At 62.8% G+C, this 13,177-nt stretch carries 15 protein-coding genes and 1 tRNA gene; 13 read left to right on the top strand and 3 right to left on the bottom strand.

All coding sequences use genetic code 11. The features are described 5' to 3' along the window. Positions 1 to 50 precede the first annotated feature (50 nt). The 4 genes from HNQ40_RS11220 (at position 51) to HNQ40_RS11205 (ending at position 2,710) form a co-directional block, all read left to right on the top strand. Positions 51 to 746 carry a hypothetical protein gene (locus tag HNQ40_RS11220; RefSeq protein WP_184677924.1) on the top strand — a complete coding sequence of 232 codons (696 nt, stop codon included), beginning with the start codon at positions 51 to 53 and terminating at the stop codon, positions 744 to 746. Positions 747 to 968: 222 nt separating this feature from the next. Next, positions 969 to 1,562 carry a TetR/AcrR family transcriptional regulator gene (locus HNQ40_RS11215; RefSeq protein ID WP_184677923.1) on the top strand — a complete coding sequence of 198 codons (594 nt, stop codon included), beginning with the start codon at positions 969 to 971 and terminating at the stop codon, positions 1,560 to 1,562. Positions 1,563 to 1,608: 46 nt separating this feature from the next. Continuing rightward, the gene (locus tag HNQ40_RS11210) at positions 1,609 to 2,373 is read left to right on the top strand and encodes an SDR family NAD(P)-dependent oxidoreductase (RefSeq protein WP_390675231.1); all 765 of its coding nucleotides are present in this window, start codon (positions 1,609 to 1,611) and stop codon (positions 2,371 to 2,373) included. A 34-nt stretch (positions 2,374 to 2,407) separates the two neighbouring features. Next, a complete protein-coding gene (locus HNQ40_RS11205) occupies positions 2,408 to 2,710 on the top strand; it encodes a carboxymuconolactone decarboxylase family protein (protein WP_184677921.1) in 303 nt (100 codons plus the stop codon). A 53-nt stretch (positions 2,711 to 2,763) separates the two neighbouring features. Here HNQ40_RS11205 and HNQ40_RS11200 read toward each other — a convergent pair whose 3' ends face one another. Further along, complete coding sequence (locus HNQ40_RS11200; protein WP_184677920.1) at positions 2,764 to 3,330, bottom strand: class I SAM-dependent methyltransferase; 567 nt, start codon at positions 3,328 to 3,330, stop codon at positions 2,764 to 2,766. A gap of 145 nt (positions 3,331 to 3,475) precedes the next feature. Continuing rightward, positions 3,476 to 3,549 (bottom strand) — tRNA-Lys (locus HNQ40_RS11195). 169 nt (positions 3,550 to 3,718) lie between these two features. Between HNQ40_RS11195 and acs the strand changes: the two genes are divergently transcribed. From acs to HNQ40_RS11155, 8 genes are all read left to right on the top strand, one after another. Continuing rightward, positions 3,719 to 5,707 carry an acetate--CoA ligase gene (gene acs, locus HNQ40_RS11190; RefSeq protein ID WP_184677919.1) on the top strand — a complete coding sequence of 663 codons (1,989 nt, stop codon included), beginning with the start codon at positions 3,719 to 3,721 and terminating at the stop codon, positions 5,705 to 5,707. A 168-nt stretch (positions 5,708 to 5,875) separates the two neighbouring features. Beyond that, the gene (locus HNQ40_RS11185) at positions 5,876 to 6,838 is read left to right on the top strand and encodes a fibro-slime domain-containing protein (protein WP_184677918.1); all 963 of its coding nucleotides are present in this window, start codon (positions 5,876 to 5,878) and stop codon (positions 6,836 to 6,838) included. A 96-nt stretch (positions 6,839 to 6,934) separates the two neighbouring features. After that, a complete protein-coding gene (locus HNQ40_RS11180) occupies positions 6,935 to 7,375 on the top strand; it encodes a VOC family protein (protein WP_184677917.1) in 441 nt (146 codons plus the stop codon). A gap of 1 nt (position 7,376) precedes the next feature. After that, entirely contained in the window at positions 7,377 to 7,826 is a 450-nt protein-coding gene (locus HNQ40_RS11175) for an OsmC family protein (RefSeq protein ID WP_184677916.1), read from the top strand. Between the two features lie 25 nt (positions 7,827 to 7,851). Then, complete coding sequence (locus tag HNQ40_RS11170; RefSeq protein ID WP_184677915.1) at positions 7,852 to 9,195, top strand: BNR-4 repeat-containing protein; 1,344 nt, start codon at positions 7,852 to 7,854, stop codon at positions 9,193 to 9,195. A 37-nt stretch (positions 9,196 to 9,232) separates the two neighbouring features. Beyond that, positions 9,233 to 9,988: an Mpv17/PMP22 family protein gene (locus HNQ40_RS11165; protein WP_184677914.1), complete on the top strand. Its 756-nt coding sequence runs from the start codon at positions 9,233 to 9,235 to the stop codon at positions 9,986 to 9,988. 24 nt (positions 9,989 to 10,012) lie between these two features. Further along, complete coding sequence (locus HNQ40_RS11160) at positions 10,013 to 10,777, top strand: pyridoxine 5'-phosphate synthase (RefSeq protein WP_184677913.1); 765 nt, start codon at positions 10,013 to 10,015, stop codon at positions 10,775 to 10,777. A gap of 314 nt (positions 10,778 to 11,091) precedes the next feature. Beyond that, positions 11,092 to 11,964 (top strand): hypothetical protein, encoded by an 873-nt coding sequence (locus HNQ40_RS11155; protein ID WP_184677912.1) that lies wholly within the window; start codon positions 11,092 to 11,094, stop codon positions 11,962 to 11,964. Between the two features lie 38 nt (positions 11,965 to 12,002). On the opposite strand, the gene HNQ40_RS11150 is transcribed toward HNQ40_RS11155, so the two are convergent. Then, the gene (locus HNQ40_RS11150; RefSeq protein ID WP_184677911.1) at positions 12,003 to 12,374 is read right to left on the bottom strand and encodes a hypothetical protein; all 372 of its coding nucleotides are present in this window, start codon (positions 12,372 to 12,374) and stop codon (positions 12,003 to 12,005) included. 33 nt (positions 12,375 to 12,407) lie between these two features. On the opposite strand from HNQ40_RS11150, the gene HNQ40_RS11145 reads away from it, so the two are divergent. Beyond that, a complete protein-coding gene (locus HNQ40_RS11145; protein WP_184677910.1) occupies positions 12,408 to 13,163 on the top strand; it encodes a YdjY domain-containing protein in 756 nt (251 codons plus the stop codon). The last annotated feature ends 14 nt before the right edge of the window (positions 13,164 to 13,177 follow it).

The raw sequence follows: 13,177 nt of genomic DNA, 5'->3' as shown, positions 1-13,177 counted from the left end.
GCGACTCGCCAAGTTTCAGATTCCACAACTTTTTCCGAGGAAGCTTTCCCATGCGTATCGCCGCCGCCTGCCTGGCCCTATTCATCGGTCTGTCCCTACACGCACCCGACATCGCCCACGCCGCAACGGACGCGGAGGTTGAGCAACTTCAAGCCGAAATCGCATTGCTCAAAATGAAATTGCGAGACGCCGAAGCAAAAGCTAGCGGCAATACTTCCCCGCCGAAAACCCCAAAACAATCTTCCGGATGGGTCAGCAAACCGATCCGTGATATCACCGATCTATTGAAAAAATTCCCTCCCCAGGCTCAGCCCAACGAAGATTCGGGGGTCTGGTCAAAAGCCGCCGCAGAGGAAGCGGAATTGCTTCTCAACTACTCGGTGTGGAACGACTGGTACAGGGACGAAGCAGTCATCAAGTCGATCACGGTGCTGGAGAATCCCGCACTAACCGAAGACGCTGCGGCTTCACCTTGGGTGATCTACCTGGACTTTGAGCCGGTTGATGTCACCTATCACAACCGAACACTCAGGCAGTCGATCGCCAAGATCAAAGTCTTCGGCAACAATGCTCTCGCACGAAAAGCACGGAATCTGGAGGTGGGTGACAAACTCCGAGCGTCAGGAGACATCGTCACCATCCGGGCCTCGCACTTAGAAACAGCAATGTTTGTACCCAGCGTCTCACTGGAGTTGCGGAATCTCGAAGTGGAAGGCTTTATTCGCCCCAAAAATCGCGGGCGTTAACCTGTACTTTCGCTGTAACACCAAACCCTCGGCTCCCTGACACGTTAAACGGAGCGCCGCACGCACAGCAACGATACCGAATCTGTTGCCCCATTTACAGAGTTGCCCTGCGAAGTGAGGCCCACTTCTTTATGTGAAGCCTGCCCATTACAGAACCAAGCAAATCGCTGCAATTTTGCACTCGGGGCTTGACACCTACCAATAGGTAGGTAGACTTCCCGTGTGACGACCTCCCCCTCCGACACCCTGACCCGCCTGATGGACGTGGCCCAAGACCTGGTCCAGCGGCGGGGGCTCAACGCGATGAGCTTTCAGGACCTCAGCGAGGCGGTGGGGATCCGCAAAGCCAGCGTGCACTACCACTTCCCCAGCAAGGACGACATGGTCGTCAAGCTGCTGGCACGGTACCGCGAGCGTTTCGCCCAGTCGGTTCAGCACATCCTCGACAGCGAACACAACGGTGCCGAGAAGTTCAAGCGCTATGCCGCGTTGTTTGCTGAGCCCTTGCGGGAAGCGCCTCACGACCGGGGCTGCCTCTGCGGCATGCTCGCCGCGGAGATGCTCACGCTTAACGGCCCCGCCGCGGACGCGGTGCTGGCGTTTTTCGCGGAGAACCACGGCTGGATCAAGCGCATCCTCGACGAAGGCACCCAGGACGGCACGCTCGCGGTCGTCGGCTCGTCAAAGTCCTCGGCCCAGTTCATCCTGTCGTCCCTGGAAGGCGCGCTGCTGATCGCCCGCACCCAAGGCGGGCTCAAACACATGCAGTCTGCCACGAAAACCCTGCTTCAAATGTTTCGGCCGTTAGGCGGCTGATTTTTTTACCCCCAATAACTACCTACTGGTAGGTAATAAGGAATTTATGATGAATAACACACCCCAAGCCTTGATCATCGGCGGCACCACCGGAATGGGCCTTGAAACCGCGAAACAGCTGGCCGGCCGCGGCATCCCGGTCCATATCGTCGGCCGTAACCCTGAGCGGCTCGAAGTCGCCCGGGCCGAGATTGCCGAGCTGGGCACGGTGCAGACCAGCCAGCTCGATCTCTATGACCGCGGGGCCGTGCAGGCTTTTGCCAATGATCTCAAGGCGCAGGCCACGCCCATCGGTTACCTCGTCAACTCGGCGGGCACGTTCAACCCCACGCCGTTCCTCGACCACCGCGAAGAAGACTACGACAGCTACCTCGAACTCAACCGCGCCACCTTCTTCATCACCCAGGCGGTCGCGGAAAACATGAAGCAGTACGGCGGCGGATCGATCGTGAACATCGGATCGATGTGGGCCAAGCAGGCGATCAAGGCCACCCCGTCGTCGGCGTACTCCATGGCCAAGGCCGGCCTGCACGCGATGACCCAGCACCTCGCGATGGAGCTCGGCGACTACAACATCCGTGTCAACGCGGTCTCCCCCGCGGTCGTGGTCACGCCGATCTACGGCAACTTCATGCCCGCCGACAAGATCGAAGAGAACCTGCAGGGCTTCAATGATTTCCACCCGATCGGTCGCGTTGGTCGCCCCGCCGATGTCGCCTCGGTCATTACCCAGCTGCTGTCCGACGAAACCGGCTGGGTCACCGGCGCGGTCTGGGATGTGGACGGCGGCGTGATGGCCGGCCGCAACTAACCCGAAATCCGCTCAACTCTAGAAGGAAACCACCATGCACTCGATGGAAAACCTCAAGAAACTCCCCACACTCAGCAAGATCGATGGCGGCACGTTCAACAAATTCTATGAGTACGACCAGGCCGCCCTCGCAGACGGCGCGATCCCCGCGAAGTACAAAGAACTGATGGCGCTCGGCGTCGCGCTCACCACGCAGTGCGTGTACTGCCTTGAGCTTCACAAGGAGGCCGCGGTCAAAGCCGGGGCCACCCAAGAAGAAATCGCCGAGACGATCCATGTCGCCGCTGCACTCCGTGCGGGTGCCGCACTCACGCACGGCACACACCTCTTGGATTAGCCCCCGCCGAACTTCCATTAATGAGCAGGCAAGTGAAAACGCTTGTCTGCTTTTTACGCCTTGCGTTGCAACACCAAGTCCTCGGTGCTGCGGTAGGTGAGCAGCAACGCACCGCGGGCGGCGACGGCGTCGAAGATTTGTTCGACGATTTCTTCTTCGCCGGGCCAGGGGTAGGCGTAGATCAGGCCGAAGTCGTCGGGGTCCAGGCCCAGCTCGTCGTAGCCGTCCGCCACGCCTCGGCCGAGGGTCGCCAGGTCGTCCTGCACATCGGCCAGGTGCTCGGCCGATTCGGGGATGAAGCTGCCGTGGGCGAACGGCACGTCGAGGTCGTGCTCGGCCACGAATTCCTCGGCCTGGGGCACGAGGTCGCGCTCGAGCTCGATCCCGCAGGCCTCGAACCCGAGCTGCGCCGCCAACGCGGCAACGATCCCGAAGCCGCTGCCCCATTCACAGAACTGCTCGGTCGGCGCGAGGCCCGCCTCGTAGACCGCGGCCAGCCCGGTGTAGACCCGCCGGTAGTCGGCCGGCACGAACGCCCCCCCGCCCCCGCCGAAACCGGCCCCGCCCCCGCGTCGCGCCCCGAGGTAATCGCTGATGCGTTCTTCGCCGTCGGCGACCAACGCCTCGCTGCGGTCGGGCAGCGGCGTCTGCGGTATATCAAAGGGGAGGGTGAGCAGGCTCAGGGCGATCGGCCTTCACGGTTCCAGCGAACCGAGTGTGTCCAACAAAAAAACGCCCTGCATCGTTTGCAGAGCGTTTGGGAAGTGCCCCCTCTAGGACTCGAACCTAGGACCTGCGGATTAAGAATCCGATGCTCTAACCGACTGAGCTAAGGAGGCGTGGGGCTGGCGTCGCCAGCGAATCGCTGATTGTAGGGAGGACTCGCTTGCTGTCAAGACCGCCCGTTGTGGCGTGCAGGAACGGCAATTACCATGAAGGGACCGACCCGGACCGAGTTGTTTGCCGAGTCGCCTCATCTGATTTTCTCATCTCGAAAGGCTGATTGATATGTCCGGAGCCGAGTCCACCGAGTCGAACCTGCAGGAGAATCGTCGCTTCGCCCCGCCGGCCGAGTTTGCCGCGCAAGCGCACATCGGGTCGATCGAGGAATACGAAAAACTGCACTCCCGCTCGATCGCCGAGCCCGAGGCGTTCTGGGCGGAAGTCGCGGAGCAGCTGCACTGGTTTAAGCCGTGGGACAAGGTGCTGGAGTGGGAAGCGCCCGACGCGAAGTGGTTTGTCGGGGCCACGACCAACCTCTGCTACAACTGCATCGACCGGCAGGTCGAGGCGGGGCTGGGCGATCAGGTGGCGATCGTGTGGGAGGCCGAGCCTTACGCGGACGGTCAACCCCAAGTCGTGAACCTGACCTACAACGACCTGCTGCGTGAGGTGTCGAAGTTCGCCAACGTGCTCAAGTCCAAGGGCGTGCAGAAGGGCGACGTGGTCACGATCTACATGGGCATGGTGCCCGAACTGGCGATCGCGATGCTGGCCTGTGCCCGGATCGGGGCGGTGCACTCGATCATCTTCGGCGGCTTCTCCGCGTCGGCGATCCGTGACCGGGTGGAAGACGGTAAGTCCAAGCTCCTGATCACCTGCGACGGATCGTGGCGTCGGGCCAAGAACGTGCCGCTCAAGGCCAACGTCGACGAAGCGTTGGAGATGACCGACCTGATCGAGAACGTCATCGTGTACCAGCGCACCGAGTGCGAGGTGCACATGACCGTCGGCCGGGACCACTGGTGGCACGACCTGATGGACGGCATCAGCGACGACTGCCCCGCCGAGGAGATGGACGCGGAGGACCTGCTGTTCATCCTCTACACCTCCGGCAGCACCGGCAAGCCCAAGGGCATCATGCACACCACCGGCGGGTACATGGTGCATACCTACATGACCTCGAAGCTCACGTTCGACCTCAAGCCGGACGACCCCGACGAGTTGTACTGGTGCACGGCCGACATCGGCTGGATCACCGGACACAGCTACATCATCTACGGCCTGCTGCCCAACCGCGTGCGCACGCTCATGTACGAGGGCGCCCCCAACGAGCCGGGCCCCGACCGGTTCTGGGACATGGTCGAGCGGCACAAGGTCACCAAGTTCTACACCGCCCCCACCGCGATCCGCGCGTTTATGAAGTGGGGCGATGAGCATGTCGAGAAGCACGACCTGTCGTCGCTGAAGGTGCTGGGCACCGTGGGCGAGCCGATCAACCCCGAGGCGTGGGTGTGGTACCACGAGAAGATCGGCGGCGAGCGCTGCCCGATCGTCGATACGTGGTGGCAGACCGAGACCGGCGGGCACATGCTCACCCCCCTGCCCGGCGCGACGACCACGACGCCGGGTTCGTGCTGCCGACCCATGCTGGGCATCGATGCCGCCGTCGTGAATTCTGACGGCGAAGAGGTCCCAAACAACTCCGGCGGCATCCTCGTGATCCGCAAGCCCTGGCCGTCGATGCTCCGCGGCATCTACGGCGACCGCCAGCGTTTCGTCCAGACCTACTGGGAGAAGGTGCCGGGCATGTACTGCCCCGCTGACGGCGCGCGTGTCGATCCGGACGGCAACTTCTGGATCACCGGCCGGATCGACGACGTCATCGTTGTCGCGGGCCACAACCTCGGCACGATGGAAATCGAGTCGGCCCTGGTCAGCCACCCCGATGTGGCCGAGGCTGCGGTGGTCGGCTTCCCGCACGACGTGAAGGGCACGGGCATCTCGGCCTTTGTCATCACCAAGGGCGCGGTCCCCGCCCCCGGCAGCGACGCGGCCGAGGCGATGAAGAAGTCGATGTCCGCCCACGTCGCCAAGGAACTCGGCCCGATCTCCAAGCCCGACCAGATCCGCCTGACCGAGGCCCTGCCCAAGACCCGCAGCGGCAAGATCATGCGTCGCCTGCTCCGCGACATCGCTGCGGGCAACGAGATCAAGCAGGACACGACCACCCTGGAAGACCGCGGGATCGTCGAGAAACTGCAAGCCAGCGGGTAATTTTCGACCCCTAGTGGTTTTTACCTATTTTTGAATTTACTCCCTGAGCGCAAAATATACGGGTACCGATTGATTCGGCGTGTTTCGACACGCCTGAACGTCATTTCTTTGGGTTAAGTGGTTCGTACATCTGAGTTAGGTCAAGAGCTGTTTTGCGAAAGGTGCGAGATGCGGTTTTCCTTTGAGGGATGTTGTGTCGTGGTGGGGTTGTGGTGTATCGCGGGTGTGGGGACCGATGCGATTGCGCAGGGGAAGCAGCTCGAAATCGACGTCACGTTTTATGATTTCAACGGCACGAACAACATCGGCGACAAGTCGAGCGGCGTGGGCCTCGCGCCCGACCCAGTCAACACGCACCCCGATTTCGAGTTCGATATGGGTCACTGCTGGGACGCGGTGAATCAGTCGCCGACGTTCCTCGGGGGGTTGGGTCACTCGATCCTCGACACGGGCATCGTGCAAAGCACCTTGGGCGTGGATGGCGTGCCGGTTCACTCCGGGGCGTCCAACACGACCAACAACGACGCGATGCTTTTCGACAAGTGGTACAAGCCGGACGCGGCCTACAACGTGATGCTGAGCGAGACCCTGGTGCTGGACCAGATCGGCAGCTCCAACGTCTACGGCATCGACAGCAACGCCTTCTTCCCGCTCGACGGAAAAGGCCTGGGCAACACCATCAGCCTCGACGCCGACGGCTTGACGCCGGACTGCGGCATCCCGTTCTACAACGGCACCCCGATCGAGTCCGGCCACAACTGGCACTGGACGATGCATATCAGCACCGAGTTCATGTACGAAGGCGGCGAGACCTTCTCGTTCCGCGGCGACGACGACCTCTGGGTCTTCATCGACGGCGAACTCGCGCTGGACCTCGGCGGACTCCACGCCGCCACCGGCGCTTCCGAGCCGTTCGTCTCCGGCTCGATCAACCTCGACGACATCATCGGCCTGGCCGAGGTCGGCACCAACCACCAGTTCGACCTGTTCTACGCCGAGCGTTATCACAACGACTCAAACTTCAAGATGGAAACCTCCATCCCCATCGGCGAAGTCATCCCCGAACCCGGGGCCGCGGCGTTGATCGTGACGGGTCTTCTGGGATTCGTGGCTCGTCGGCGCACTGCGTAATACGCGGTTGATTCGCCAAGCTCCTTCTTGTCTGTCACGCATGCCGTTGACTACGGCATACGGCTGTCACCATGCCGACGGGGTATGATTCTGTACATGAGTCATACCAACCCTTATCTGCGTGGCGGGGGGATCCACCACGTCGCCCTCCGCACCCCCGACTTCGACCGCTCGGTCGCGTTCTACACCCAGACCCTGGGCGCGAGCCCGAAGATGCAGTGGCTGATGGATGGGGATACCCGGGCGGTCATGCTCGACATCGGCGACGGCAACTACGTCGAGGTGTTTGAGCGGGGCGAAGACGACCCGGCGTCGCCGGACGAGGCCCGCCTGCTGCACTTCTGCCTGAGGTGTGACAACCTCGACGAGGTGGTGGAGCGTGTCCGGCAGGCGGGGATGACGATCACGGTGGAGCCGAACGACGTACCGATTGAGAACCAGGCCGAGGCCGGGCCCGCCGCGGTCACGCTGCGTCTGGCGTTCTTCAAGGGACCCGACGGCGAGACCGTCGAACTGATGCAATGCGAGGACCTTTAACATGAGCGAACACACCGCCAAGATCGAGTGGCAGCGCGGCGACGCCGAGTTCACCTACCAGACCTATTCGCGGAACCACACCGTGACCTTCGCCAACGGGCACGTGGTCGAGAGCTCGGCGGCGGCGGACTTTATGGGCGATCCCGAGAAGGTCGATCCCGAGACGATGTTCGTGGCCTCGCTGTCGAACTGCCACATGCTGACGTTCCTGGCGATCGCGGCGAAGAAGCGGCTGGTCGTCGAGTCGTACGTCGACAACGCCTCGGGCGTGCTGGGCACACTGGAGAACAAGAAGATGGCGATGACCACCGTCACGCTCCGGCCCGCGATCGTGTTCGGCGGCGACACCACGCCGGACGCCGCCACGATCGACGACATGCACCACAAGTCCCACGAGCACTGCTTCATCGCCAACTCGGTCAGCTGCGCCGTCAACGTCGAACCGGCGTAAACTGTGAGTTGAGGATCGACCGCATATGTCAGAGAAAACGGCCCCCACCAGCATCGTGATCAACAACAACGGCGGCTGGTGTTGGTACCAGGACGAGCGTGCGTTGATCCACCAGGGCCGGTTGTGGGTCGCATCGGTGGCCAGCGGTCGCGGGCCCGGCGGCAATCAGCGCGTGGGGAATATCGAGGTCTCGACCTACGACTTCGCCTCCGGCCAGACCACCCGCTCGGTCCTGCACGCCCACCTCCAGGAAGACGACCACTGCGTGCCCGGCCTGTACGTCCAGCCCGACGGCCGGGTCCTCGCGGTCTACGGCAAGCACAGCTCCGACCAACTCTGCCGCTGGCGGATCACCGAGTCCCCCAACGACCCCACGACCTGGCTCCCCGAGCGGGAACTCGATGTGGGTGGCAAGTACTGCTACTCCAACCTCTACTCCCTCGACGGGGCGGCCGATCGGCTGTTCAACTTCCACCGCGGTCGCGGCTACAAACCCAACTACCTCGTCTCGGACGACCACGGGGAAACCTGGCGTTACGGCGGGAAGCTGATGACTTGGAACCCGAAGCCAGACGACCCGAAGAGCACCGGGCACGACGGGCGTCGGCCGTATGTCCGCTACGCCTCGAACCACCGCGACACGATCCACTTCGCCACCACCGAAGAACACCCACGCGGCTACGACAACAGCATCTACCACGGCACGGCCCGGCTCATCGACGACAAGATGATGCTCTGCCACAGCGACGGCCGCGTGATCGGCCCCTTGTCCTCCAGCGACAAGGCCGAGCTTCAACCGCCCTCCTTCACCCGGGTCTACGAAGGCAACCGCAACCACGTGGCGTGGACCGTTGACCTGCGACTCGATGCCGAGGGTCTTCCGGTCATGATCTTCTCGACGCAGCGGGACGGCGGCGATGTGCGCGACAACCTTCACGCGGGCGGCAACGACCTGCGTTACCACTACGCCCGCTTCGACGGCGAGCGCTGGGTCGAGCACGAGATGGCCTTTGCCGGCCGGGCCCTGTACCCCCCCGAGGTGGACTATCCCGGCCTGGCGGTGATCCACCCGTATGCCGTGAATACGGTCTACATCTCCACGGACGCGGACCCGGTCACCGGCAAGCCGCTGATCAGTGCCGCCGATCAGCAGCGCCACTACGAGATCTTCTGCGGCCACACCAAGGATTTCGGCAAGACGTGGTCGTGGACCCCGATCACGCAGAACTCCAAGCGTGACAACCTCCGCCCGATCGTGGCCCCCGGCGACCCGAGCCGGGCACCGTTGCTCTGGCTAAGGGGCAAGCTCGACAGCTTCGTGCACTACAACCTGCGCGTCGTGATGCTGGCCGACCCGCCGAAACGCTAATCCATTTCCCGTATCTGCCTGCGGCTATCATTCGACCATGTCCGAACCTGCCGCCGGCATGTCGTTACCCCCCTCCCGCTCGCCCGACCCGGCGATCCATCCGTGGCAGGCGGGCCTCGCCGCGGCGCGGGCCAACGCGGTGCCCGGCGCGGTGCTGAGTGTGTTTGCGGTGGGGTTGCTGGTGAGCTACTGGTACGTCCCGCCGGTCACGGCGGCGTTGAACGCGCTGGCGGATCTGAAAGCAGAGCTGGGCTGGATGTTTGTGGTGCCCAGCACCGCGTTTTTCGGCGGCGTGCTGCCTTGGTTGGTGCAGCGGGCTCGGCCGAGCGTGCGGCGGTTCACCCCGTGGCACCACCTTGGGTTTCTTGTGGTGTTCTGGGGGATCAAGGGCCTGGAGGTCGACGGGATGTACCGCCTGCAGGCGATGTGGTTCGGCCAGGGAAGCGATGTGCTCACGCTGACGAAGAAGATCATCGTGGACATGGGGATCTACTGCCCGATCTGGGCGGTGCCGACAACGGTGGCGGCCTACGCGTTTAAGGACGCGGGCTATTCGCTGCGGGGCATCGGGTTGGGCGGACGGTCGCTGACGCGTTGGAAGCGATGGTGGATGCAGTCCGTGCTGCCGGTGGTGATCAGCAACTGGGGCGTGTGGGTGCCGGCCGTGATGGTGATCTACTGCCTGCCGCTGGCGCTGCAGCTGCCGGTGCAGAACCTGGTGCTGTGTTTCTGGTCGCTGATCCTGGCGTTCCAGGTCCGCGGGGTCACGGAGAACACCCAGTCGCCCAGGTGAAGCGCGGTGTGCTATCGTTGAGGCATGTCAACGGCTCTTTCGGTCAACGTGAATAAGGTGGCTCTGCTTCGTAACGCCCGCTCCGGCGAGGTGCCTTCGGTCGTGGACTTCGCCAGGGCTGCGCTCGACGCCGGGGCCCACGGCATCACGGTCCATCCCCGCCCCGACCAACGCCACATCCGCATCACCGATGTCGATGCCCTCGCGGAGTTGTTAAGTTCACCCGAATACGCCGACCGGGAATTCAACATCGAGGGCAACCCGCTCGACCTCTCCCACGGCGACCACCTGATGCCCATCGTGCGCCGCGTCCGCCCGACCCAAGCGACCCTGGTGCCCGATGCTTCGGACCAGAACACGTCAGACCACGGCTTTGAACTGACCAAGCCCGAAGTGGTCGGCGAACTCCTCCCGATCGTCGAGGAGTTGCGGAGCCAGGGATGCCGGGTCAGTTTGTTCGTTGATCCCGATCCGGCCACCGCCGAGGCGGCCAAGCAAACCGGGGCCGACCGGATCGAGCTCTACACCGAGTCGTACGCCCAGGCGTTCGGAACCCCCGATCAGCGGGCAACGGTGACCCGATTCGCGGACACGGCCGCAGCAGCCAAGAACGCCGGCCTAGGCGTGAACGCGGGTCACGATCTGGATCAAGCCAACCTCGGGCTCTTCCTCGAGCATGTTGGTGGAGTCGAAGAAGTCAGCATTGGACACGCCCTGGTCGCCGAATCGTTATTTTCCGGTGTGGAATCGACCATTGGCTCATATCTAGATTTATTAAACCAGCGATAAGCTCCACTTATACGGCGATTATTACCCACTGGTTGTTTTGATCGCTTTGGGTTTGCCTAAGCTGCTTTTTTTCCCTACCCTTCCGCGTTCGAGCCTGGCTCGACCTCACTTGCATCGGCCCGATGTGGTGGCTTTAAAACTGCCTCTCACGTCCCCTGCCGTCCGATGTGTATACCGCCGAATTGCGTTCTCCTGAACCCATCGGTCTGACTTTCGGGGCCGCTGTCGTTTCGCTGTAGTTCACTTGTGACGCTCAGTTTGCGATCAGTTAAACCTCAAGTTCCCCACGAATAAGTTCCGATAAAAGCTTATCCATGATGTACCGCCCGCACGACAACGACATCACCTTCTACCTGCAGGTCTACCGCGATGTGCGGGAGGCCAAGTGGTGTCTGGCGAACCTGCGACGGGTCTACCCCAACGCCAAGGTGCTGATGGTCTCGGACGGCGACGACAACCCCGTCTGGCCCAAGATCGCTCAGCGGCATAACGCCCGGTATGTCGCGGGGGCTCGGCTCTACGCCACGGAGTACGGCGGCCGGATGATCCAGCGCATGCTCGATCTCTATGCCGAGAACCCCACGCCCTACCTCGTGAAGATCGACACCGACACCTGGGTCCACCGCCGGCTGCGTTACCTGCCGACGGGCTGCAAGGTCTTCGGCACGCTGGAGTGGGTCACCTGGGCTGGGCAGGAGCCGCTTGGCTACCCCAATGTTCAGGGCGGCTTTGTGGGCTACACCCGCGAGGCGATCACGCTGATGCGCAGCAGCAAGCTGTTGGTCTCGACCCGCCTGCAGGACTACGATAACACCTACGCCGACGTGGCGGATATCCGCCGTCGCGCCGAGCGGGGTATGGTCTCGTTCGACTTCCTCACCCGCTACGCCTGCAAGGCGCTGGGCATCACCTGTGAGGAGTACGACGAGGTCAAGAGCCAGTACCGCGGCTGGGTCCCCGAGACCGATGGCCAGTTCGCCTTCACCCACCCGCACAAGGAAATCGCCAGCCGTTCGGCGCTGTCACGGCTGGCCCGGGAGGTGATCCCCACCCCGGTCAAAGCTCAGATCCAGCAGGCCGTCACCACCGCCCAATCCCTGGCCGGCATCAGCAAACCGGTGCCCAAGCCACGCCCCGCGGTGAAGCGTCGGCCTCGCCCCTCGACCGCCCGAAGCGATGCGGCCTGACCCGTCTCGCCCCGCCTCAGCCGAGGCCTGAAAACCGATTAACCCTCCTGGCCGCGTTGCTCCTGCAGCGCGGTTTTTGCATCGTGGATCAGCTCGAGCAGTTCTTTAGGCATCGGCTCTTCCGCCCAGGCTTGCTCTAGCGCCGCGGTGTGCTTCTCGATGAGCACTTGGGCCTTGTCCAGCCCCAGCGCCCGTTCGTCCGCATCCAGCTCATCGAGGTTTTCCAACGAGAACCAGACCGCCTGCAGCGTGATGATGTCCGGCACCGCATCCCGCAGCCTACGCCCCGCGTCATCGCTCGGCAGAGCCAACGCCGACTTGGCAAACGTGACCCAGCGCCCGAGCAGCACCGACCACGTTAGACGCTCGGGGTGCAGGGGTTCGTAGTCGGGATCGTGGTTCTGGATCATGAGGTCTCGGGGTCGGGGCTGCTAAACTCAGGCATGAACATAACCACGGCAAAGCCGATTGAACATCCCGCTTCTTCGAAAGCCGTGGGCTGGACTGCCGTGCTGCTTGCGTGGGTGTGCGGGTCGATGCTCGCATGCTCCAGCGCCACCCCCATTGCTGAAGACCAAACCCATCAGCCTTCGCCTCCGGAAACACCGCGAGAGATCTACCCCGGAGTGATCCTCGACCGCGTGAATCGGCACGTGGATGTTCAGGCCACCGTCGTGGGGCGCGAAGTCGACTGGCTGGAACTGCTGGCCTGCCGACCGGGCATCCGTGATTACGAATCGATCGTGGCGGTGGACGCCGAGGCCACCCAGTTGCAAACCGCTTTGATCCTGCTGGGCCTGGAGCCCGGACAACCTGCACGGGCGGAGAAAGACGCAAACGGCGAGCTGCAGTTTTTCGCGCCCCACGGCCCCGAGCTCGAACTGTTTTTCGTCCTCGAAGACCAACCCGATCAACCGATCCCCGCCAACCAGTGGGTAATCGATCAGGAAAACGGCCAGGTCATGCCCGGCAACCGCTGGGTGTTCACCGGCTCGACGATCATCGAGTTCAAAGGCCAAAACCACTTCATGGCCGAAACGAACGGCACGGTCGTCTCGCTCCTGAACTTCGGTGACGAACTGGTCAGCCGCCCCACCACCGACTCCCAGGACGGCGGAACCGAGTTGTGGACCGCGAACACCCCGGTCATCCCGGCGGTGGGTACGAAACTGAAGCTGCGTTTTCAGCCCGCCGAGTGATCAATCGTGCCATC

The sequence above is a fragment of the Algisphaera agarilytica genome (assembly GCF_014207595.1).
Classification (GTDB): domain Bacteria; phylum Planctomycetota; class Phycisphaerae; order Phycisphaerales; family Phycisphaeraceae; genus Algisphaera; species Algisphaera agarilytica.
This window is presented reverse-complemented; position numbering and strand designations above follow the sequence as displayed.

What these genes read in the sequence shown, in the direction of transcription:
- HNQ40_RS11210 (WP_390675231.1), top strand. Translation starts at nt 1,609, where the DNA reads ATGATGAATAACACACCCCAAGCCTTGATCATCGGCGGCACCACCGGA.
- HNQ40_RS11170 (WP_184677915.1), top strand. Translation starts at nt 7,852, where the DNA reads ATGTCAGAGAAAACGGCCCCCACCAGCATCGTGATCAACAACAACGGC.
- HNQ40_RS11165 (WP_184677914.1), top strand. Translation starts at nt 9,233, where the DNA reads ATGTCCGAACCTGCCGCCGGCATGTCGTTACCCCCCTCCCGCTCGCCC.
- HNQ40_RS11185 (WP_184677918.1), top strand. Translation starts at nt 5,876, where the DNA reads ATGCGGTTTTCCTTTGAGGGATGTTGTGTCGTGGTGGGGTTGTGGTGT.
- HNQ40_RS11160 (WP_184677913.1), top strand. Translation starts at nt 10,013, where the DNA reads ATGTCAACGGCTCTTTCGGTCAACGTGAATAAGGTGGCTCTGCTTCGT.
- HNQ40_RS11145 (WP_184677910.1), top strand. Translation starts at nt 12,408, where the DNA reads ATGAACATAACCACGGCAAAGCCGATTGAACATCCCGCTTCTTCGAAA.
- HNQ40_RS11175 (WP_184677916.1), top strand. Translation starts at nt 7,377, where the DNA reads ATGAGCGAACACACCGCCAAGATCGAGTGGCAGCGCGGCGACGCCGAG.
- HNQ40_RS11155 (WP_184677912.1), top strand. Translation starts at nt 11,092, where the DNA reads ATGATGTACCGCCCGCACGACAACGACATCACCTTCTACCTGCAGGTC.
- HNQ40_RS11220 (WP_184677924.1), top strand. Translation starts at nt 51, where the DNA reads ATGCGTATCGCCGCCGCCTGCCTGGCCCTATTCATCGGTCTGTCCCTA.
- acs (WP_184677919.1), top strand. Translation starts at nt 3,719, where the DNA reads ATGTCCGGAGCCGAGTCCACCGAGTCGAACCTGCAGGAGAATCGTCGC.
- HNQ40_RS11180 (WP_184677917.1), top strand. Translation starts at nt 6,935, where the DNA reads ATGAGTCATACCAACCCTTATCTGCGTGGCGGGGGGATCCACCACGTC.
- HNQ40_RS11205 (WP_184677921.1), top strand. Translation starts at nt 2,408, where the DNA reads ATGCACTCGATGGAAAACCTCAAGAAACTCCCCACACTCAGCAAGATC.
- HNQ40_RS11150 (WP_184677911.1), bottom strand. Translation starts at nt 12,374, where the DNA reads ATGATCCAGAACCACGATCCCGACTACGAACCCCTGCACCCCGAGCGT.